Origin of the sequence: Maricaulis virginensis (genome assembly GCF_027922185.1) — a bacterium.
Classification (GTDB): Bacteria; Pseudomonadota; Alphaproteobacteria; order Caulobacterales; family Maricaulaceae; genus Maricaulis; species Maricaulis virginensis.
Map to the genome: position 1 here is coordinate 604,998 of NZ_BSFE01000001.1, position 20,308 is coordinate 625,305.

Below are 20,308 nucleotides of genomic sequence, written 5' to 3' on the forward strand. Positions count from 1 at the left end.
CATGGCTCAGCGCAAGCAGGCGCCCGCCCGCGCGCAGCTGGAAGCGATTGCCCGCCAGATCACCCAGGCCGAGGAAGTCCTCAATGTTGGCGAGGCCGAAATTCTCGGCGTTCGCCAGCCGGCCTATGTGAATGCACCGGGCGATCTGCGCTTCCTGCTGATGAAGGCGATGGAGCACGCCGAGAAGGAGGGCGTGATCTTCGAGGATCAGCGCTGGACGTTCGGTGAACTGGTCGGCCGCTCCGTGGCCTTTGCCAACGCGCTGATCCAGCGTCACGGTGTGACACCCGGCACGCGCATCGCCCTGGCGATGCGAAATTCGCCGGAATGGATGGCGGCCTTTCTCGGCGTCATCGCCGCCGGTGGTGTCGTGGTGCCGCTCAATGGCTGGTGGACCAGCGAGGAGATGGGCTTCGGCCTGTCCGATTGCGGGGCCAAGATCGTCATTGCCGGGGCGCGGCAGATCGAGCGGCTGCGGCCGCACCAGGCAAGCCTGGGCCTCACACTGATTGCCGGCCGTGGTGAGCTCGACGATGTCGCCGACACGTTCGACGCCATGGTCGCGGCCTGCGCAGGGCAGGAGCCGCCGGCCATCGCCATCGATCCGGACAGCGACTTCGCCATCTTCTATACCTCGGGATCAACGGGCTCGCCCAAGGGCGCCGTGCTCACCCATCGCGGTGCCGTGACGACGATCCTGTCCTTTGCGCTGCTCGGTGCATCCCTGCGCCTCGCCAATAATGACGAGGACTTCACCGAAGGCGATCCGGGTGTGCTGGTGTGCCTGCCGCTTTTCCACTGCACCGGTTCGCATGCCGTTTTCCTGCTGTCGCTTTTCTCCGGCCGCAAGATGGTGCTGATGCGCAAATGGGACGCGGGTGAAGCGGTCGAACTGATCCAGCGCGAGAAGCTGACCGATATGGTGGGTGTGCCGACCATGTCGCACGAGCTGACGCTGGAAGCCGAGCGCCGCGGCGTCACACTGGATACGTTGCAGGGCATGGGTACAGGCGGTGCCAAACGTCCCGAGGCGCATGTCGAGAAGATCAACCAGGTCTTCCCGAAGGCCTGGGCATCGTCCGGCTACGGCCTCACCGAGACCAACGCGCTGGGCACCTATAACGGCTATTCGGAATACCAGGCCAAGCCGGGCTCCTGCGGTCTGCCGCTGCCGGCGGTCACCTTCATCAAGACGGTCGACGAGGCCGGCAACGAAACCCCGCGCGGCGAACCGGGCGAGGTGTGGATCAAGTCGCCGGCGGTGTTTCGCGGCTATCTCAACCAGCCCGAAGCCACGGCGGCCGTTCTGACCGAGGACCGATGGTTCAAGACCGGCGATGTCGGGATCATCGACGAGGACGGTTTCCTGTTCATCGTCGACCGCATCAAGGACATGGTGATCCGCGGCGGCGAGAACGTCTCCTGCCTCGAGGTCGAGGGCGCGCTGGCCAAGCATCCGGACATTCTGGAAGCAGCCGTGATCGGCATTCCCGACGAGCGCCTGGGCGAGCGCGTCGGCGCGGCGCTCTTGCTGCGTGACGGCGCTGATCTGTCCGACCAGGACATCATCGACTTCCTGAAACCGCACCTGGCGGCCTTCAAGCTGCCCGATCGTATCTGGCGCATGGACGGGCCGCTGCCGCGTGGCGGCACGAGCAAGATCGACAAGCCGGGGCTGCGCAAAATGCTTCTGAACGACGAGGAGACTGCCTGATGCCGGTAATCAAGGCCGACACGCTGAAGGACCATATCGGACAGGAAATCGGTGTGTCCGACTGGATCGAGATCGACCAGTCGCGCATCGATGTCTTCGCCGATGTGACCGAAGACCATCAATTCATCCACATCGACCCGGAGCGCGCGGCGAAGGAAACGCCGTTCGGCGGCACGATCGCCCACGGCTTCCTGTCGCTGTCGATGCTGTCCGCGCTCGCTGGAAACACGACGCTGGTGCTCGACGGCATCGCGATGGGCATCAATTACGGCTTCGACAAGGTGCGCTTCCTGCAGCCCGTGCGGGCCGGAAAGAAGATCCGCGGCCGTTTCGTCCTGGAAGACGCGACCGAGCGCAATCCGGGGCAATGGATGCTGAAATACGCCGTCACCGTCGAGATCGAGGGCGAGGACAAGCCGGCCCTGATGGCGCACTGGCTGACCCTGCAGATCGTCGGCTGAACCGGACACGTTCAAGAGAAGAGACTGGTTATGAGTGAGATTCGTTACGACGGCCGCGTGGCCATTGTCACCGGCGCCGGCCTGGGTCTGGGACGTTGCCACGCCATGGCGCTGGCGGCACGCGGTGCCAGGGTGGTGGTCAATGATCTGGGCGGTTCCGTGGATGGCACGGGCACGGGTTCGGCCGCGGAAGACGTGGCCAACGAGATCCGCGCTGCGGGTGGCGAGGCCATCTCGCACACCGCCAATGTCACCAGGGCCGACGAGGTCGCGGACATGGTCAAGCAGGCCATGGACAGCTGGGGCCGGGTCGATGTGCTGGTGAACAATGCCGGCATCCTGCGCGACAAGTCCTTCGCCAAGATGGATATTGCCGATTTCCAGGCCGTGGTCGACGTGCACCTGATGGGCTCTGTCGTCTGCACCAAGGCGGTCTGGGACATCATGCGCGAGCAGAATTACGGCCGTATCGCGATGACCTCGTCCTCGTCCGGCCTCTACGGCAATTTCGGCCAGTCCAACTACGGCGCCGCCAAGATGGCTGTCGTGGGCTTCATGAACACGCTGCATCTGGAAGGCCAGAAATACGACATCCGCGTCAACTGCCTGGCCCCGACCGCGGCCACGCGCATGACCGAGGGCCTGCTGCCGCCGGCCGCGCTCGATCTGATGAAGCCGGAGACCGTGTCGACGGGGCTCGTCTACCTCGTGTCTGAAGACGGCCCCTCGCGCACCATCCTGTGCGCCGGTGCCGGCGGTTTTGCCGCGACGAAAATCTACGAGACCGACGGCATCTATCTGCCGCCGGAAGAGCTGACGCCGGAGAATGTCGCGGCGCAGTTCGACGCTATCAAGGATCCCGCCGCCCAGAAGGAGTTCCAGGCCGGCGGCGAACAGACGATCAAGTTCCTGACCAAGGCCGCTGCCCATCACGGCGTCAAGCTGGGCTAGGTTTCAAACCCACACACGAACAGTCCGGGGAGGACATCCATGAAAGCGCTCCTGTGCCGCGAATTCGGACCCGAAGCGAACATGAAGGTCGAGGAGATCGACGCGCCGGAACTGAAGCCGGGCCATGTCCTGGTCGATGTGAAGGCGGGCGGTCTCAACTTCCCGGACCTGTTGTGTGTGCGGGGCCAGTACCAGTTCAAGCCGGAACTGCCCTTCGTGCCGGGCACGGAAGGGGCCGGCGTGATCCGCGAGCTGGGCGAGGGTGTCGAGGGCTTTGCCGTTGGCGACCGGGTGATGTTCAACACGCCGACCGGCGCGTTCGCTGCCGAGGCCGTCCTGCCGGCACCCGCCCTGACGAAGATCCCTGACAGCATGCCGTTCGAGGCGGCTGCGGGCCTGACCATCGTCTATGGCACCTCCTATCATGCCCTGAAACAGCGGGCCGAGCTGAAGCCGGGTCAGACCCTTCTCGTGCTCGGTGCCGCCGGCGGCGTCGGCCTGGCAACGGTGGAACTGGGCAAGGCGATGGGCGCGAAGGTGATCGCCGCGGCTTCCTCGGACGAGAAACTGGCGGTGTGCAAGGAGCACGGCGCGGACGAGCTGATCAACTACTCCACCGAGGACCTCAAGGCCCGCATCAAGGAACTGACCGGCGGCAAGGGTGTGGACGTGATCTACGACCCGGTCGGCGGCGAGTACACTGAAGCGGCTTTCCGTGGCATCGCCTTCGGGGGCAAGCATCTGGTGATCGGTTTTGCGGCGGGCGATATCCCGAAACTGCCGCTCAACCTGCCGCTCCTGAAAGTGGCCAGCGTGGTCGGTGTGTTCTGGGGTGCCTGGGCCGGGGCACTGCCGCAGGAGCACCGCAAGAACATGCAGGAACTCTTCGACATGTTCGAAGCGGGCAAGATCAAGCCCTACGTGGCGGGCACCTACAAGCTCGAGAACTTCCTCGACGCCTTCAACTCGCTCTCCGGCCGCAAGGCGATCGGCAAGGTCGTGCTGGTTCCCTAGATCACTAGGCCCTCGCCGGGCCCGGCGGAGTCTGGCGGCGTCCGAAGGTCGGGCGCTGACCGAAACCGCCCGATACAGGCGGTCGCCGACTGCTCAATGTATTGCCGGCCGGGTGCCCGGTCTGCGCAATCTCTGCTGCGCGTGCCCCGGCCCGTTCGACCCAGTCGGGTGCTCCCTGCGGCTGTCTTCCTCCGTACGAACTCCCCGGCGTCTTCGGCGAGGGGCCGAACCGGTTGGGACCGGGCTCGCTGTCGAGCAGGGTGAAGATCAGGACGACGAAGCCGCCGAAGGGCAGGAAGGTCAGAAGATACCACCAGCCGGACTTGCCGCTGTCATGGAGGCGGCGGACCGTTACGGCCAGGCTGGGCAGGAGGATCGCCAGGTAGAAGGCTAAAAGTCCCAGTCCGATCAGGCCGGAAAGGACCGTACCGCTCTTGGGCTGAGCCGCCGCTGCGGCAGCATACAGCGTGAGGATTGTCACCAGGGTGACGCACAGTGTCCAGCACCAGTATTCGCTGCGCCGCGCGCGTCCTTTGAAGTCGGCATAGTGCGCGAAGCCGTGCCCGATTGCCGTGAAGAACCCCATCTGCCCGTCTCCGGTTGGTGCTCCGTGATCGCAGAGCTGCTTGCCCGCTTTGAGTGTTCAACCGCTAGCACAATCAGAGGCTGAATTCCGGTATACCTGCGCGTATGGTTAGCCGGACGTAAGCCACACCGGCCGGGCGCCGCGCCGCTTGACCCGCGCGGCATCGCCGCCAAACTGGCGGCAAGACGAATTGGGGAGTCTCTCATGCGTAATCTGACCACCGCCGCCGCTGCGGCGGCGCTCCTGTCCATGCCGGCCCTGGCCCAGGAGCACGCGCCGCCGGCTGAAGTCCTCGCCGTCCACGATTATGTTGCGGCGGTCTCCGCCGACCGGATCGGCCGGGATATCCAGACGCTGGTGGATTTCGGCACCCGCCACACGCTCTCGGAAACCGAAAGCGACAGCCGCGGTATCGGTGCCGCCCGCCGCTGGATCCATGACGAGTTCGAGCGCATCTCGGCCGAGTGCGGCGGCTGTCTGGAGGTGATGTATGTTTCGGACACGATCTCCGGCGAGCGGCGCATTCCCGAGCCTGCCGAGGTTGTCTCCGTGATCGCCATCCAGCGCGGAACGCTGGATCCGGACCGTTTCGTGATGATGTCCGGCGATATCGACAGCCGGGTCTCCGATCCGCTCGACGGCACATCCGACAGCCCCGGTGCCAATGACAATGCCTCCGGCATGGCCGGCGTCATCGAGGCGGCGCGCGTCCTGTCACAGCACGAGTTCGCCGGTTCGATCATCTATGCCGGCCTGTCCGGCGAGGAGCAGGGTCTGTTTGGCGGCCGTATCGTCGCAGCGCACGCGCTGGAGCAGGGCTGGCGCATCAAGGGCGTGCTGAACAATGACATGATCTCCAACATCGCCGGGATCAATGGCGTGATCGACAATACGACGGCGCGGGTCTTCTCCGAAGGGACGCGTTATGTGGAGACCGAGGAAGAGGCCCGCCAGCGCCGTTTTACCGGAGGCGAGGTCGACAGCCCGTCGCGCAATCTGGCGCGCTTCGTCGATCGTACGGCCGACCAGTACATCCCCAATCTTGACGTCATGATGGTCTACCGGCTCGACCGGTTCGGCCGCGGCGGCCATCACCGCCCGTTCAACGAGGCGGGCATGCCGGGCGTGCGGATCATGGAGACGAACGAGCACTATGACCGCCAGCACCAGGATCTGCGCACCGAGGACGGCCGCGTCTATGGCGATACGATGGATGGCGTGGATGCGGGCCATGCTGCCAAGCTGACCGCGCTCAATGTCGCCGTTATGGCCCAGATGGCGGGCGCGCCGCCTTTCCCGGCCAATGTGGAGATCGAGGGCGCGGTGCAGCCGTCCACCACGTTGAGCTGGGACATGGCCGAAGGCGAGGCGGCAGAGAATCTCGCCGGCTATCGCGTGCATTGGCGCCTGACCGATCAGCCGCAATGGCAGTGGAGCCGGTTCGTCGGCCGCACCGATACCTACACGCTCGAGAATGTCGTGATCGACAATTATTATTTCGGCGTCAGTGCTGTCGCCACGGACGGTTCGGAAACGCCGGTCGTCTTCCCGGGACCAGCCGGGAGCTTTGGCGAGTAGCGCGCCGTCGCGATCGGGACGCAGACGAAAGGGGCGCTCGTAACGAGCGCCCCTTTTATTTGCAGCGCTGGCGCGGGCCTATTCGCGTGCGACGATGGTATAGGTCACTGTTTCGCCGGTTGCGGCATTCTCGCCTTCCCAGCTGGCGCCGAGTTCGAGATTTTCCTGGATCGGCGCGCAGCCGTGTTCGCCGGTCGAACGCTCGACGCACACTTCATTGCCGCGGATTTCCCAGGTGCCTTCGATACCGATATTGGAGGTGTAGGTGCCGTCGGCATTGAAATAGGTGATGTAGCTGCCCTGGGCGGTCGATACCTGAAGCGCGTTCTCGACCAGCATGTCGGCCGGTGCGGTTTGCAGGGCAAGGACGGCGATGGTTGTCAGAAGCATGGATGATCTCCCCGTTGACGGCGCGCCTGGCTGGATTGTCCGGTTGTCGTGACGCGCCAGCCGTGACGTTAACCTTGCCGCTCACCTCTCTCAATATGCCGGTTCGCGAAATTCGCGTGACAGGCGAGGGTCAGCCGCGCGCCTGGCAATCCGCATCCAGCTCTGAAATCCACTGCCGTATCAGGGCAATGCCTTCCTCATGACGGATTGCGCGCCCCAGTTCAGGCATCATCGCGCCGGGGTCATTCGTCTCCATTCGATAGAGGAGTATGGATTCTTCCGGCTCGCCCGGCATGATCCCGAACCGCCGCCCGCCCGTGCCGCCACCCGCCGCGATCGGCAGTTTGCACAGACCCAGATTGGGGCCGGTGGGGGCGTCGTGCTGCAGGTGCAGGCCCGACGTGTCGGCCGGGCCTGAGGGGTTGTGGCAATGCGCGCAATTGATGTCGAGATAGTCGCGTGCGCGCGCATCCAGCGGTTCTGCGGCATCGAGATAATTGACCGCGCGCGGGGCTGTTTCCGCGCCCGGCCAGTCGCCCAGATAGCCTGCGGCGTGAAGGTGTTCCAGCTGGTTCTGCGCGCCGCCGGCATAGGCATAGTCGCGATTGATGTGGCGCGGCGCGGGGCCGATCGGCTGGATTTGCCGCGTCGTATTGTTCACCGCGTGGCAGCCGGCGCACTGATTGGCGTTCGGCACGGCATAGGCAAAGTCCTGCTCACGGCTGTCTGCGTCGGTGGCCGTCAGGCGGATGATCTCGCCCGCGCGGCGCAGTTCGGCATCGGTCTGGTCGGCATTCCACACATAGGGCAGGGCAACCCAGCCGCTTTCGCGGTGGACGAGGATGCGCGTCTCCACCAGGCGTATTCCGGCAAGATCGAGACCGTCGGGCCTCCACCCCGGCGCGGTTTCCAGCGTGCTGCGAACCTCGTCCGGCGTACCGGTCCGCGGATAGTAGAAGGTCTTGGTGATGACGGTGCCGACCGGAAAGTCCAGCACGTCATTCTCGCGATAGGTCGCGCTGACGCCCTCGGGCATCCAGATCGTGCGCTGCTTGTGGGCGTAGTCGGAGAAGAGCGGCGTGTTGAGATCATAGGGCACGACCCCGTCACCCAGGACGAGCGAGCGCCCGTCCGACCTCATCATGCCCCATGCGCTCAACAGGGCCGGATTGCCGGTCTCGATGAATTGCGGCGTGGCGGCCTCCCGTCCGCCGCAGGCGGCGGTCAGGAGGGCCAGGGCCAGGACACTGAAACGCAACATGGAGCGCCTATTCGGCCAGCGCCAGCTCGACCGCCGGCAGCGGCGGCAGGGAACAGCGGTGGTTATCGGTCACGACTGCCGGGTTTTCATACCCGTTCGGACCGTCGGCATTGACGATTTCCGCCTCACCATTGTCCAGACAAATGCGGCGGTCGTCGGGCATCGCACCATCGACCATCTTGTCCGCATCGTAATAACCGTCCCACAGCACGTCCGGCAGGCGTCCCAGCGGTCCGGCGACAAGGATTTTCAGGCCCTGCAGGTCCAGCCCGTCGGGATTGTCGCCGCCGCCGGAGAAGGTGTTGCCGTGAATGTGGATGCCTTCGGGATAGGGGTCGAAGTCCTGCTGGACGGCATAATCCGAATACCCCGTCGAATGCAGCGACGACACGATGATGTTGGCCGTGCGGTTGTCGGCGATCGTGTTGTTGAAGATCTCCACCTCGTCATTGGAATTGATGACGATGCCGGAGCCCGCCGGGATCGAGGCGACCGGCGTGCCTTCATGGCCGAAATTGCCGGTATTGTTGGCGAAGACGTGATTGTCGTAGACGCGCGTGCGATAGCCCGGCTGCGGCAGGTTGGGCATGTTGAAGACGAGGATGCCGCCGGTGTTTTCCGTGGCGACATTGTCGTAGACGTCGGCTCCGATCGTGTTCTCGATCTCGATACCGGCGACGTTCCGCTCGGCGCGATTGCGGCGCACCACGACATTGCGCGACTGGCCGACATAGATGCCCGCATCGGCAGCGCCGATGGCGATGGAGTCCTCGACCAGGACATTCGTCGTCTGTACCGGATAGATGCCGTAGGCGCCGTTGCGGGTGTCCGGACCATTGGTCCATTCCACCCGCAGGCCGCGGATGATGATGTTCTCGCCCTCATTCACCTTCAGCCCGTCGCCCACCGTGTCCTCGATGGCGAGGTTCTCGATGGTGAAGTCGCTGGCCGTCACGAGGAGGCCTTCAGCGCCCTGGGACTGGTTCTGGAAGGACAGGATGGTCCGGTCGGCGCCCTGGCCCCGGATGGTGACACCGTCGACCGTCAGGCTGAGCGAACGATCGAAGGCGAACACCCCCTCGGGTATCTCGATCACATCGCCGGGCTGCGCATCGATCAGCTGTTCGATCAGCTGGTTCTGGTAGTCGCGGTCAGCGGTCGTGATATCGCGTTCCGGCTGGCCGCCACAAGCCGTGAGCGTCAGCGCGGCCGTGCCGGCAATCGCGGCAAAGACGAGTCGATTCATGTCGTGTGTCCCCTCCCTGACATGACGGCAGTTTTGCCGTCAGACTAGGAGTGAACAATGTTCATGTCGATTCAAAAACCGGAGGGGATTATCCCGCTTCGCGCATCTTGCCGGACTTGTCGCGGGTGGCGACATCGCGATGGGTGACTTCCTCGCCGCGATGATTGGCAACCTGGATCGGCGCCAGCGGATCGCCGGTGCGCGTGTCGTACATCTCGACGGGCGCGCCCGCTTCGCCGTAGATCCACTTGTCGCCCCACTGCTGCATCGCCATCAGGATCGGGAAAAGCGCCTCGCCGCGCTCCGTCAGCACGTATTCCTGACGCTGTCCGCGCACGCCGACTTCCTCGCGCACCATGATGCCGTTCTCCACCAGCTTGTTCAGCCGGTCGGTGAGGATGTTCTTGGCTATGCCGGTGCTTTCATGGAAATCGCTGAAGCGTCGCGCCCCCTTCATCGCGTCGCGGACGATGAGAAGTGTCCACCAGTCGCCCACCTGATTCAGGGTTTGCGCAATCGCGCACGACATCTCGTCGAAACGTTTCCGGCCCATTTCCGGTCCCCCAAACTCCGGACCGCTGCCCAAAGCGGTCCTCCCAAAACGCAAAAATCGGAATGGCGACTCCTGTTCTGGAGACTCATTCCTGCCCGAAAACACGGCCGCCGGTTGCGTTTCCGGCTGGATTCGCGCCGCGTTTGGCGGCGGAGAATACAGATTTGGTGGAGTTTTGCGACCCTTTGCAGGCCAATGACAATTGGTTGCAACTCGCCTAGGCTGCCCGGGCAAACAACGTTCAGAACTTAAAATATTGTTTTTAAGGGGAAATCGTGACCGGTGCCGAGATAGATTCTTTTCGGGTCATAGTTGATGACCAAACGCGGCTGGCGATGGCCTTCATCCTCATGGGGATGATGTTCACCGTCGCACTGGCGTTGAACATCGAGGATTTCCGGGCCGTTCGGCAGCAGCCTGTGCGCGTTATCGGCGGGGTCATCGCCCAGATCCTCGGGCTGCCGCTGCTCACCCTCGGCCTCGTGCTGATTCTGGCGCCGCCGGCCAGTATCGCGCTGGGCATGTTCGTCGTCGCGTCCTGCCCGGGCGGCAATGTCTCCAACCTTTTGACCCATTTCGCGCGGGGGAACACGGCGTACTCGGTTTCGCTGACGACCATTTCCAGCGTATCCGCAGCCCTGGCGACGCCGGTCTCGATCCTGTTCTGGTCGTCGGTCTACGGGCCCACCGCACAACTGGTGCAGCAGCTCGAGATCTCGCCCATGCCCTTCGTGACCCAGACCGTGACCCTGCTGGCCGTACCGCTGGCGGCCGGCATGCTGGTCGCGGCGCGCTGGCCGCGGCTTGCTGCGCGCATCCGCGCCGTGCTCATGCCTCTGTCGCTGGCCGGGATCGGCGTGCTGATCGTCGTCGGCGTGGTGCAGAACTGGACGATCATCCTCGCCATCGGGGTGATCATCATTCCGATTGCCGTGATCCACAATGCGTCGGCCTTCGGTCTCGGTGCGCTGAGCGGCCGGGTGCTGCGTCTGGATGCGCCCAGCCGGCGCTCGCTGACCTTCGAGGTCGGTATCCAGAATTCCGGTCTCGGCCTGATCATACTGCTCAGCCAGTTCGACGGGCTGGGCGGCGCGGCCGCGATCACCGGCATGTGGAGCATCTGGCACCTCGTTGCGGGTACCGGGCTGATCGGCTTGTACCGCGGCCTCGATTGGCTGAAGATCGCGCGGGAGACGAAAACAGCCCCGTAAGAGGGCGAAACCGGGAGGTCTGACATGTATGATCTGAAGATCACGGGCGGCACGATCCATGATGGTTCGGGCGGCGAGGGGCGTGTTGCCGACATAGCCGTCAAGGACGGACGCATCGCTGCCATCGGCACCGATCTGGGCGAGGCGAAGCGGACGCTGGACGCCAGCGGCCGGATCGTCACGCCGGGCTTTATCGACATCCACACCCATTATGACGGGCAGGCCAGCTGGGACGAGGAATTGCGTCCCTCGATCTATCATGGCGTGACGACGGCGGTGATGGGCAATTGCGGCGTCGGCTTTGCCCCGGTGCGCGAAGCCGATCACGACAAGCTGATCAAGCTGATGGAAGGCGTCGAGGATATCCCCGGCACCGCGCTCTACGAGGGGCTGACCTGGGAATGGGAAAGCTTTCCGGAATACATGGACGCGTTGGCGAAAATGCCGCGCACCATCGATATCGCCGCCATGGTGCCGCACGATCCGCTGCGGGTTTATGTCATGGGCGACCGGGCCGTGTTCTCCGAACCGGCCAATGACGACGACATCGCCACCATGCGACGGCTCACCCGCGAGGCGCTGGAAGCGGGCGCCATCGGTTTCGCCACGGGCCGGTCGGATGTGCACAAGACGGCCGACGGCGACTGGACGCCGTCCTCGGAATCCACGCGTGACGAGCTGACCGGCATTGCCCGTGCCTTCGAAGGGCTGGGCCATGGCGTGGTGCAGGCTGTGTCCGATTTCAATCTCGAACGCGGCGAGCAGGATTTCGACGAAGAATGGGAGATCATCGCCGACTATGCCAAGGCATCGGGCCGGCCGTTTTCCTTCTCCCTGATGCAGCGCGATTTCGCGCCGGATCAGTGGAAGAAGCTGATCGGGCTGACCGAGAAGCTGAAGGCAGAGGGCGTGGATGCCCGCATGCAGGTGGCGCCGCGTGCGATCGGTGTTTTCCTTGGCTTCAACTGCACCTTCCACCCCTTCATGGGCTATCCCAGCTACAAGACCATCGCGCACCTGCCGCTGGACCAGCGGGTCGCGAAGATGAAGGAGCCGGCTTTCAAGGCGCAGATCCTGTCGGAAAAGACCGACAAGCTGTCCGGGCCGGGTTCGTCCGTGCCGCCGCTCGCCGATCTGCTGATGGAGCATATCGAGATGGTGGCGGAGAAATTCTTCCAGCTCGGCGATCCGCCGGACTATGAGCAGCCGCCGGAACGTTCGCTCGCCGCGCGGGCCCGCGAAAACGGCGTGCCGCTGATGGAGATGGTCTATGACACGCTGCTCGAGCGCGACGGTCAGGAACTGATCTACCTGCCGCTCTACAATTATACCGAGCTCAACTACGACAATGTGCTCGAGATGATGGAGCATCCCCAGGCGCTCTACGGCCTGTCCGACGGCGGCGCCCATGTCGGCACGGTATGCGATGCGTCCATGCCGACCTACATGCTCACCCACTGGACACGCGACCGCACACGCGGACGGCGCCTCACCCTGGAGAAGGTCGTGCGCATGCTCACCGGTGCCCAGGCCGATTATCTGGGCATGACGGATCGGGGTTATCTGCGTGCCGGGATGAAGGCCGATATCAACATTATCGATCTCGACAATCTCCAGTCCGAACCGCCGCACATGGAGAAGGACCTGCCGGCCGGCGGTCAGCGCCTGTTGCAGGGCGCGCGCGGCTATGACGCGACCATCGTGTCCGGCGAGATCGTGATGGAAAAGGGCCGGCTGACCGGTGCGCGACCCGGCACGCTCTACCGCGCCGGGCAAATGGCTGTCGCGGCGGAGTAGGCGGCTCCAGGCTCGGCATGGATCGCGAAACAGGCTAGACCGGTCGCGTATCCATGCTGCAGCTGCCCATGACGGCCCGCAAATGACGCTTCTCCTGGCCTATCTGGCCCTTGCACTTGTCGTGTCCTTCCTGTGTTCGATCTCCGAGGCGGTCCTGCTGTCGGTCCGGCCGGCGCACGTTGAGGCATTGCGCCGCAAGAAACATCCCGCCAGCGAGGCCCTGCAGACCCTGCAGGCCAATCTCGACCGGCCGCTGGCTGCCATTCTCACGCTGAACACGGTCGCCCACACGGTCGGCGCCGCCGGCGTCGGTGCCCAGGCGATCGTTGTGTTCGGCAATGAATTCGTCGGCCTGACCTCGGCGATCCTGACGCTGTTGATCCTGGTCCTGTCGGAGATCATCCCCAAGACGCTGGGCGCCGTGCACTGGCAGTCCCTGGCGCCGTCCGTCGGCCGGATGGTGCTCTGGCTGACCCGGCTGATGACGCCCTTTGTCTGGTTCTCCGAGAAGCTGACCGGTTTCATCGCGCGCTCGGGCGAAAGCGCTTTCACCTTCTCGCGCGACGAGATGCGCGCCATGGCCGAGATCGGCGCCCGCGAAGGCGTGCTCGACGACAAGGAACTGGCGGTGGTCTCCAACCTCATGCGCCTGCACCGGCTGAAGGTGGAGCACATCATGACGCCGGCTTCGGTGATGGTATCGGTCAATGGCGACGAGACAGTGCGTGCCTTCTTCGAGGCGCACGCCCAGACGCCGTTCTCGCGGCTGCCCGTCTTCGACGGTACTGCACATCATGTCAGCGGCTATGTTCTCAAGTCCGACCTGCTGCTGGCCCAGGCGCGCGACGAGTTCGACCGGAATATTGCCGAGTTCAGCCGCGAGATCATCACCTTGCGTGACGATATCAGCGCTTCAGCCGCTTTCGACCGGCTGACCCGGTCGAAAGGGCATCTGGCGGTCGTGGTCGACGAGTTCGGCACGCTGCGCGGCCTGGTGACCATGGAAGACGTGGTAGAGACCCTGCTCGGCCTGGAAATCACCGACGAGGCGGACACGGTCGAGGACATGCAGATCCTCGCCCGCCAGCGCTGGCGTGACCGGATGACCGCCATGGGGCTCGATCCCGACTCGATGCCGGATGGCGGCCCCGGCTAGGCCGGGACCGGCGTTCCGATCGCTTCGGCCGCCGCCGTCTTGAGGGCGTTCATGATCGCCAGATAAGGGAAGGGACCGTGGCTGATGCGGGCGACGCCCAGGGCTGCGAGGCGTTCGCGATCCGGCATGCCCGGCATCATCATCGCATTCACGGGCAAGGGCGAAGCCGTGCAGATCTGCCCGATCAGGTCTTCCCGGGCCAGCCCCGGTACGAAGAAACCGCTCGCCCCGGCCCCGGCATAGGCGGCGGCGCGGGTCCCGGCTTCACCGATCAGGGCCGCCTGACGGTCCGCATCGCGTTCCTTCAGGAAAAGATCGGTCCGCGCATTGATGAAGAGCGGGATGCCGGCCTCGTCGGCCGCCTTGCGGATCGCGCGGATCCGGTCGGCCTGGACCTCGACGGGATAGAGACCGTCGCCGCCGACAATCTGGTCCTCGAAATTGATGCCCACCGCGCCGGTCGCGATCAGGCGGGCCGTATTGGCGGCCAGCGCGTCGGGCGCTTCGGCATAGCCGCCCTCGAAATCCACGCTCACCGGCAGTTCGCTCGTCTCGACAATGCGCCGTACAGTGGCCAGCAGGGCGTCGAGCGGCAGGGCCTGGGCATCCTTGTAGCCCTGGGCCGCGGCGGCGGACGCACTGCCGGTTGCCAACGCCTTGGCCCCGGCTTTCGCCACGGCACCGGCCGACCCGGCGTCCCAGATATTGTACAGCACCAGCGGCGCGCCCTTCACGTGCAGTGCGGCAAAGCGGCGGGCGAGATCTCCCTGCGTCATGCGACAATCCTCCTCGAAATCGCAAGTTCCGGGTGGACATGTAGGAAGCCGCAAAGCCCGCCGCTCGCGGAAAACGGACTTGGACGAGGGCCTATCTCACATAGCTCGCGCCGTTGATGTCGATGCAGCTGCCGGTGGCGCTGCGGCAGGCGCCGGAGGCGAGGAAGGCGCACATGGCAGCGATCTCTTCAGGCTGGGCGAGGTCGCCGATCGGGATTTCGGCCTTCGCGCGGGCCCGGTCGGCCTCGTGCTGCGGTCCCATACGGGTGTCGATCCAGCCGGGGGCGAGGGCATAGGCATAGATGCCGTTTGCGCCCCATTGCCGGGCGATCGTCTTGGTGAGGGCGAGAACGGCGCCCTTGGAGGCGGCATAGGCCATGTGATTGCGGTCTTCGCCGCGATAGCCGGCCCGGCTGGCGATATTGATGATGGATCCGCCGCCGCTGGCGGCCATTTCGGGAATGGCGGCGCGGCAGATATCGGCCATGGCCATCAGATTGACCTGCAGCGTCAGCGCCCAGACCGCTTCCCATTCCGCGTCGCTGGCGTCCAGCGGGCTGGCAGGGTGGATACCGGCATTGTTGACGATGATGTCGAGCCGGCCCGAGGCGAGGTGCAGCGCGGCATCGTAGAGTTCACGTCCGCCGCCGGGGCGCGACAGGTCAGCCTGGACAGCACCGAGCGCGGCCGGTCCGATGTCCTGCACCGCCTTGTCGGCATCGGCCATATTGGCATTGCCGTGCAGCACGACTTCCGCGCCCTGGGCGGCAAACAGATGGGCGGCGGCGAGGCCGACGCCATGACTGGAGCCTGTGACAAGTGCGCGTTTTCCGGTGAGGGGAAGTGACATGGGCGGGCCTGTACGTGGTGTGATTGGGGATGACGCGTGCTAGCGCAAGTTGGAGATGCGGCCAAGACAAGGTGCTTTTCTTCCCCACGATGTGGGGAAGTGGGCCGATGCGCAGCATCGGGTCGAAGGGGCGCCGGCGGAGCCGGCGGGAGGCCAGGTGTGCCGTCAACAAACCGCCGTGCGCGGCGGCCCCTCCGTCTCGCCGCTGACGCGGCGATCCACCTCCCCAACAGGGTTGGGGAGGAAAGACGATGGCGCTACTTCATCTGCCGTTTCGCCACCGTCTCGAACATCTTGCCGTAGGGCGGGGCGAGGAGGCGGGAAGGGTGCCATTTGCCGGTCGAGAAGACCGAGCGTTCATGCGTGAAGGTGAGGAAACCCGCCTCGCCATGATAGGCCCCCTGGCCGGAAGCGCCGACGCCGCCGAAGGGCAGGTCGGGCACCGAGAGATGCAGGAGGTTGATATTGACCGCCGCGCCGCCGGACATCGTCTCGTCCAGCACGCGTTGCGCCTGCGTCTTGTCGGTCGAGTAGACATAGAGCGCCAGAGGGTGGTCGCGGTCGCCGACAAAATCGATCGCCGCGTCGAGTTCACTGTAGCCGACCATCGGCAGGACCGGACCGAAAATCTCTTCGGTCATCACCGCGGCATCGGCCGGCGGGTTGAGCACCACGGTCGGCGGGATCTTGCGCGCAGCCTGTGCGGCCTGGGCGTCATGCCCGGGCTGCAGGATCTCGGCACCGCCCTGGCGGGCTTCCTCGATCATGGCGTTGAGACGGTCATAGTGCCGGTCCGAGACGATGGCCGTGTAGGCATCATCGCTCGAGGCGTCGGGGAACTGGTGCGCAGCGACATTGATGATCGCCTCGCCCAGATCGCGCTCGGATCCTTTCGGCGCCAATACATAGTCGGGGGCCACACAGGTCTGGCCGGCATTGAACAGCTTGCCCCAGGCAATGGACTTGGCGGCCGCGTCCTGCGGATAGTCCGGCGTGACGATGGCCGGCGACTTGCCGCCCAGTTCCAGCGTCACCGGCACCAGGTTCTCGGCGGCGGCCTTGGCCACCAGACGGCCGACCTGGGTCGAGCCGGTGTAGAAGAGATGGTCGAATTTCAGCTTGGTGAAAGCCTCGCCAACGGCCGGGCCGCCGGTGATCACGGCGACATGGTCTTCCTCGAAGGCGTCGGCCAGCAGGCGCTTCATCAGCTCGGCTGTGCCGGGCGTGTATTCGGATGGCTTGATCATCGCCCGGCAGCCCGCACCCAGTGCCGCCACGAGCGGAGCCATGGCCAGCTGGAAAGGATAATTCCAGGGCGAAACGATGCCGGCGACGCCCTTGGGCTCGCGGCGGATTTCCGCCTTGCCCGGCATCAGCGTCATCGGCACGCCGACCTTGCGGGTCTTCGCCCATTTGACGAGATGCTTCTTTGTGTGTTCGGCGTCCTGGATGACAAAGGCGATCTCGGCGATCACGCTTTCCTCGCGCGCCCGGTTGCCGAAATCCTTCGAGATCGCCTCGGCGATCGCGTCGGCATTGGTGCGGCACAGGCCGGCGATCCGGTCGAGATCGGCCTTGCGCTTGTCCAGCGGCCGGTGCCGCTCGGTCCGGAAGGCCGCCTTCTGGGCTTCCAGCACCGCCTTCATGCGTTCGATCTGCTTGGCTTCGGCTTCGCTCATGTCAGCCTCCTTTGGCCGGTCGGTCAGTGTTGTCAGGCATTGTCTTCGGCGATCATCGCTGCGGCCCGGGTTGCGATCATGATGGTTGGCGCGTTGGTATTGCCGCCAACGAGGCGCGGCATGACCGAGGCATCCACCACGCGCAGACCGTCGATGCCTTTCACGCGGCAGCGGCTGTCGGTGACGGCCAGCTCGCCCGATCCCATCGCGCAGGTCGATGTCGGATGGTAGAGCGTTTCCGCCCGTGCGCGCACATCGTCGCGCAAATCCGACATCGTGGCCACATGGGGGCCCGGATAGCGCTCGGCCTTGCGGTCATGGTCGAAGGCCGGCGCGTTGAGAATGTCGCGGACCTTGGCCAGCCCGTCGGTCATCACATCGAGATCCCATTCCTCTTCCAGATAATTGGGCTGGATGGCCGGGTGGTCGTGGGGATCGGTCGATTTCAGCGTGATCTCGCCGCGGCTCTTCGGATAGAGCTGGCAGACATGCAGGGTGATGCCGTGGCCGCTTGTCTTCTCCATACCGTGCGGATTGGAGATGGCCGGAATGAAAACCAGCTGCAGGTCGGGCAGGTCGCCGGCATAGGCCGACTTGATGAAGGCGCCGCCCTGGACCGGGTTCACCGTGAACGGCCCGTCGCCGCGCAGCGCCCAGCGCAGCACCATGTACATGTGCTGGGGCAGGGAGCGCAGGGAATTGCCGATCGAGGTCGCGGACTTCGTCCAGACCTGTGCCGTTACATCGAGATGGTCCTGCAAATTCTTGCCGACACCGGGCAGGTCGTGCTCGACCGAGACGCCCGACTCGCGCAGCTCGTTGGCGGGACCGATGCCCGAGAGCAGCAGGGTCTGGGGCGAGTTGATCGCGCCGCCGGACAGGATCACCTCCTTGCGGGCCGTGATGACCGTTGTCTCACCGTCCAGGTCGACCTCGACGCCCGTGGCGCGGCCGTTTTCCAGCACCACCCGGCGCACCATCGCGCCGGTGCGCACCGAGCAGTTCTCACGCTCCAGCGCCGGACGCAGGAAAGCGTCGGCGGCGGAACAGCGCTTGCCGTTCTTCTGGGTGACCTGGTAGGGGCCGAAACCCTCCTGGGCCGGGCCGTTGAAGTCGGCATTGCGCTTGTATTGCAGCTGGTCGGCGGCCTTGAGGAAATCCTCGGTCAGCGGGTTGAGCGGGGCAATGTCCGACACCCAGAGCGGGCCGCCCGTACCGTGCAGCTCGCTTTCGCCGCGGGTCTGGTGCTGTACCTCCTTGAAGGCGGGCAGGGCGTTCTTCCAGCCCCAGCCTTTAGCGCCATAGACCTGTTCCCACTCGTCGTAATTCTCCTTGGCGCCGCGCATGTAATGCATGGCGTTGATCGAGGAGGAGCCGCCCAGCGTCTTGCCACGCGGCCAGAGCAGTTTGCGGTCGTTGAGGTGTTTTTGCGGCTCGGTCCAGTAGCCCCAGTTGAACTGCTCGCCCGTCACCGCGTATTGCAGCAGCATCGGCGTGCGGATGATGGGGCTGTTATCGCTGCCGCCGGCCTCGAGCACGAGGACGCTGACACCGGGATCTCGCGACAGGCGTTCGGCGACCGTACAGCCGGCCGAACCGGCGCCGCAGATGACATAGTCGAATTCCAGATCACTCATCGCCGGGCTCCCCGGTCTCGGATGCGGCGGCTTCTTCGGGAATGGCCGGCGTGTCCGGATCGTCGCTGTAGTGGGCGGCGAGGGCCCGCATCGCGGCGAGCGACTCCGCGGTGCGGCCGCCCCATTCCGTGTCGGCGGCGGTGCGGGCGATCACGATATTGCGGCGCTCATCGACCCAGACATACTGGCCGTAGACGCCGGCCATGAAATATTCGCCGTCATGGTTTTCGGGCACCCAGAAGTGCAGGCCATAACCGCGATGGGCGTAGACCGCGTCGGGGCCGGCTTCCTGGAAGGGGGCGTTGGGGCGCGTGGCCTGCTCCACCCAGCCTTCCGGCACCAGGCGCTCGCCGTTCCAGACACCGTCCTGCAGGTAGAACTGGCCGAAGCGGGCATAGTCCTCGAGTGTTGCATTGAGGCAGCAATAGCCGATCGCCATACCGCGCTCGCCGGGCACATTCTGGTTCCAGTAGGCCTCGCCGGTCATGCCGATCGGGCGCCAGATCTCCGCTTCGACGATATCGGCCAGCGGCGCATTCCACACGCCGCGCGCGACGGCCGAGAGCACCTGGGTATTGGCGGAGACATAGTGCAGGTCTTCACCGGCCGGACGGTTGCGTTCGACTTCCGCGACCATGGCGTCGATATCGCGGCCGAAGATATTGGCGCCGAAGAAGAGGCGGCGGATATCGGAATCCGGGGCGCCATAGTCTTCCTCGAAGTCCACGCCGGCCGACATCATGAGAAGGTGGCGCAGCGTGGTCTGGCCATAATCCGTGCCGCCATATTGCGGTGCGAACATCTCGGCCGTCTGGTCGAGATTGGCGATGCGGCCCTGATGGATCGCCATGGCGATCAGCGTGGCGACATAGCTCTTGCCGACCGACCAGGAGGTGTGACGGGTCTCGGGCGTCGAACCCAGCAGGTATTGCTCGTGCACCACGGCGCCATTGTGCAGCACCATAAGACCGGTTGCACGCGAGTCCGAGAGCCAGTCATCGACCGTCCGTTCGGCGCCGTTGAAGGTGTAGGCGACATTCACCTGATCGGTTTCGCGCGGCAGCGGTGTTGCCGATTCGGACGGTTCTATCGTGCGATAGGGGAAAACCTCGTCCATGTGGCGAAACGTGTCCGGAAGGCTTTCCGGCTGTGTCGCAGCCTGGATTTCAGCCGGTGAATATTCGGACCACGGGCGGAAGAACCAACCGGCGGCAGAGAGGGCGAGAACGCCAAGTATAGCGACCAACCCCATGATAAGTTTTTTCATTTTTCTCCCCAACGACAGCCTTATGAACGCTGTTCACTCGGCAGCCTAAGCACAGTTGGGCGGCTTGAAAAGAGGTCGCGGAAAGGCTGTGTTTGAAAAACACCGGTGAGGTTTGCTTGCATCAATTCCGACAAGAATTTTGTGCAAATCGGAGAAACCGGCTGACAGCCGCCATGAGCGG

The 20,308-nt window shown here is 64.7% G+C and carries 18 protein-coding genes; 8 read left to right on the plus strand and 10 right to left on the minus strand.

The genetic code is table 11. The features are described 5' to 3' along the window. The first annotated feature begins 1 nt into the window (after position 1). The 4 genes from PKE71_RS02955 to PKE71_RS02970 are packed head-to-tail and all read left to right on the plus strand — an operon-like array spanning position 2 to position 4,140. Positions 2-1,714, plus strand: coding sequence for a class I adenylate-forming enzyme family protein (locus PKE71_RS02955; protein WP_271185462.1), 1,713 nt, complete (start codon positions 2-4; stop codon positions 1,712-1,714). After that, positions 1,714-2,175 (plus strand): MaoC family dehydratase, encoded by a 462-nt coding sequence (locus PKE71_RS02960; RefSeq protein ID WP_271185463.1) that lies wholly within the window; start codon positions 1,714-1,716, stop codon positions 2,173-2,175. The genes PKE71_RS02955 and PKE71_RS02960 overlap by 1 nt, the downstream gene beginning before the upstream one ends. A 30-nt stretch (positions 2,176-2,205) precedes the next feature. Then, complete coding sequence (locus tag PKE71_RS02965; RefSeq protein WP_271185464.1) at positions 2,206-3,126, plus strand: SDR family NAD(P)-dependent oxidoreductase; 921 nt, start codon at positions 2,206-2,208, stop codon at positions 3,124-3,126. A gap of 39 nt (positions 3,127-3,165) precedes the next feature. Beyond that, complete coding sequence (locus PKE71_RS02970; protein WP_271185465.1) at positions 3,166-4,140, plus strand: NADPH:quinone oxidoreductase family protein; 975 nt, start codon at positions 3,166-3,168, stop codon at positions 4,138-4,140. 4 nt (positions 4,141-4,144) lie between these two features. On the opposite strand, the gene PKE71_RS02975 is transcribed toward PKE71_RS02970, so the two are convergent. Next, the gene (locus PKE71_RS02975) at positions 4,145-4,726 is read right to left on the minus strand and encodes a DUF805 domain-containing protein (protein ID WP_271185466.1); all 582 of its coding nucleotides are present in this window, start codon (positions 4,724-4,726) and stop codon (positions 4,145-4,147) included. 204 nt (positions 4,727-4,930) lie between these two features. Here PKE71_RS02975 and PKE71_RS02980 point away from each other — a divergent pair, with 204 nt between their 5' ends. Then, positions 4,931-6,304, plus strand: coding sequence for a M28 family metallopeptidase (locus PKE71_RS02980; protein ID WP_271185467.1), 1,374 nt, complete (start codon positions 4,931-4,933; stop codon positions 6,302-6,304). Between the two features lie 78 nt (positions 6,305-6,382). Here the strand turns inward: PKE71_RS02980 and PKE71_RS02985 are convergent, their stop codons facing one another. From PKE71_RS02985 to PKE71_RS03000, 4 genes are all read right to left on the minus strand, one after another. Beyond that, entirely contained in the window at positions 6,383-6,694 is a 312-nt protein-coding gene (locus tag PKE71_RS02985) for a hypothetical protein (protein ID WP_271185468.1), read from the minus strand. A gap of 130 nt (positions 6,695-6,824) precedes the next feature. Beyond that, positions 6,825-7,955 carry an SO2930 family diheme c-type cytochrome gene (locus PKE71_RS02990; RefSeq protein ID WP_271185469.1) on the minus strand — a complete coding sequence of 377 codons (1,131 nt, stop codon included), beginning with the start codon at positions 7,953-7,955 and terminating at the stop codon, positions 6,825-6,827. Between the two features lie 7 nt (positions 7,956-7,962). Beyond that, a complete protein-coding gene (locus PKE71_RS02995) occupies positions 7,963-9,201 on the minus strand; it encodes a parallel beta-helix domain-containing protein (protein WP_271185470.1) in 1,239 nt (412 codons plus the stop codon). 88 nt (positions 9,202-9,289) lie between these two features. Then, a complete protein-coding gene (locus PKE71_RS03000; protein ID WP_271185471.1) occupies positions 9,290-9,754 on the minus strand; it encodes a winged helix-turn-helix transcriptional regulator in 465 nt (154 codons plus the stop codon). A gap of 335 nt (positions 9,755-10,089) precedes the next feature. On the opposite strand from PKE71_RS03000, the gene PKE71_RS03005 reads away from it, so the two are divergent. The 3 genes from PKE71_RS03005 (at position 10,090) to PKE71_RS03015 (ending at position 13,918) form a co-directional block, all read left to right on the plus strand. Next, positions 10,090-10,965: a bile acid:sodium symporter family protein gene (locus PKE71_RS03005; protein ID WP_271185472.1), complete on the plus strand. Its 876-nt coding sequence runs from the start codon at positions 10,090-10,092 to the stop codon at positions 10,963-10,965. A 24-nt stretch (positions 10,966-10,989) separates the two neighbouring features. Beyond that, positions 10,990-12,762, plus strand: a complete 1,773-nt coding sequence (locus PKE71_RS03010) for an N-acyl-D-amino-acid deacylase family protein (RefSeq protein WP_271185473.1) — start codon at positions 10,990-10,992, stop codon at positions 12,760-12,762. Between the two features lie 82 nt (positions 12,763-12,844). Then, entirely contained in the window at positions 12,845-13,918 is a 1,074-nt protein-coding gene (locus PKE71_RS03015; protein ID WP_271185474.1) for a CNNM domain-containing protein, read from the plus strand. On the opposite strand, the gene PKE71_RS03020 is transcribed toward PKE71_RS03015, so the two are convergent. The 5 genes from PKE71_RS03020 to PKE71_RS03040 form a co-directional block, all read right to left on the minus strand. Then, positions 13,915-14,694, minus strand: a complete 780-nt coding sequence (locus PKE71_RS03020) for an isocitrate lyase/PEP mutase family protein (protein ID WP_271185475.1) — start codon at positions 14,692-14,694, stop codon at positions 13,915-13,917. The two genes, PKE71_RS03015 and PKE71_RS03020, sit on opposite strands and share 4 nt — an antisense overlap. 91 nt (positions 14,695-14,785) lie before the next feature. Beyond that, positions 14,786-15,544: an SDR family NAD(P)-dependent oxidoreductase gene (locus PKE71_RS03025; RefSeq protein ID WP_271185476.1), complete on the minus strand. Its 759-nt coding sequence runs from the start codon at positions 15,542-15,544 to the stop codon at positions 14,786-14,788. Between the two features lie 257 nt (positions 15,545-15,801). Beyond that, a complete protein-coding gene (locus PKE71_RS03030; protein WP_271185477.1) occupies positions 15,802-17,223 on the minus strand; it encodes a coniferyl aldehyde dehydrogenase in 1,422 nt (473 codons plus the stop codon). Between the two features lie 32 nt (positions 17,224-17,255). Next, a complete protein-coding gene (locus tag PKE71_RS03035) occupies positions 17,256-18,860 on the minus strand; it encodes a GMC family oxidoreductase (protein WP_271185478.1) in 1,605 nt (534 codons plus the stop codon). Further along, positions 18,853-20,127, minus strand: a complete 1,275-nt coding sequence (locus PKE71_RS03040) for a serine hydrolase domain-containing protein (RefSeq protein WP_271185479.1) — start codon at positions 20,125-20,127, stop codon at positions 18,853-18,855. The genes PKE71_RS03035 and PKE71_RS03040 overlap by 8 nt, the downstream gene beginning before the upstream one ends. Between the last annotated feature and the right edge of the window lie 181 nt (positions 20,128-20,308).

Excerpts from the sequence above, each read along its gene's own strand:
- PKE71_RS02955 (WP_271185462.1), top strand. The coding sequence starts at position 2 with ATGGCTCAGCGCAAGCAGGCGCCCGCCCGCGCGCAGCTGGAAGCGATT.
- PKE71_RS02960 (WP_271185463.1), top strand. The coding sequence starts at position 1,714 with ATGCCGGTAATCAAGGCCGACACGCTGAAGGACCATATCGGACAGGAA.
- PKE71_RS02965 (WP_271185464.1), top strand. The coding sequence starts at position 2,206 with ATGAGTGAGATTCGTTACGACGGCCGCGTGGCCATTGTCACCGGCGCC.
- PKE71_RS02970 (WP_271185465.1), top strand. The coding sequence starts at position 3,166 with ATGAAAGCGCTCCTGTGCCGCGAATTCGGACCCGAAGCGAACATGAAG.
- PKE71_RS02975 (WP_271185466.1), bottom strand. The coding sequence starts at position 4,726 with ATGGGGTTCTTCACGGCAATCGGGCACGGCTTCGCGCACTATGCCGAC.
- PKE71_RS02980 (WP_271185467.1), top strand. The coding sequence starts at position 4,931 with ATGCGTAATCTGACCACCGCCGCCGCTGCGGCGGCGCTCCTGTCCATG.
- PKE71_RS02985 (WP_271185468.1), bottom strand. The coding sequence starts at position 6,694 with ATGCTTCTGACAACCATCGCCGTCCTTGCCCTGCAAACCGCACCGGCC.
- PKE71_RS02990 (WP_271185469.1), bottom strand. The coding sequence starts at position 7,955 with ATGTTGCGTTTCAGTGTCCTGGCCCTGGCCCTCCTGACCGCCGCCTGC.
- PKE71_RS02995 (WP_271185470.1), bottom strand. The coding sequence starts at position 9,201 with ATGAATCGACTCGTCTTTGCCGCGATTGCCGGCACGGCCGCGCTGACG.
- PKE71_RS03000 (WP_271185471.1), bottom strand. The coding sequence starts at position 9,754 with ATGGGCCGGAAACGTTTCGACGAGATGTCGTGCGCGATTGCGCAAACC.
- PKE71_RS03005 (WP_271185472.1), top strand. The coding sequence starts at position 10,090 with ATGGCCTTCATCCTCATGGGGATGATGTTCACCGTCGCACTGGCGTTG.
- PKE71_RS03010 (WP_271185473.1), top strand. The coding sequence starts at position 10,990 with ATGTATGATCTGAAGATCACGGGCGGCACGATCCATGATGGTTCGGGC.
- PKE71_RS03015 (WP_271185474.1), top strand. The coding sequence starts at position 12,845 with ATGACGCTTCTCCTGGCCTATCTGGCCCTTGCACTTGTCGTGTCCTTC.
- PKE71_RS03020 (WP_271185475.1), bottom strand. The coding sequence starts at position 14,694 with ATGACGCAGGGAGATCTCGCCCGCCGCTTTGCCGCACTGCACGTGAAG.
- PKE71_RS03025 (WP_271185476.1), bottom strand. The coding sequence starts at position 15,544 with ATGTCACTTCCCCTCACCGGAAAACGCGCACTTGTCACAGGCTCCAGT.
- PKE71_RS03030 (WP_271185477.1), bottom strand. The coding sequence starts at position 17,223 with ATGAGCGAAGCCGAAGCCAAGCAGATCGAACGCATGAAGGCGGTGCTG.
- PKE71_RS03035 (WP_271185478.1), bottom strand. The coding sequence starts at position 18,860 with ATGAGTGATCTGGAATTCGACTATGTCATCTGCGGCGCCGGTTCGGCC.
- PKE71_RS03040 (WP_271185479.1), bottom strand. The coding sequence starts at position 20,127 with ATGAAAAAACTTATCATGGGGTTGGTCGCTATACTTGGCGTTCTCGCC.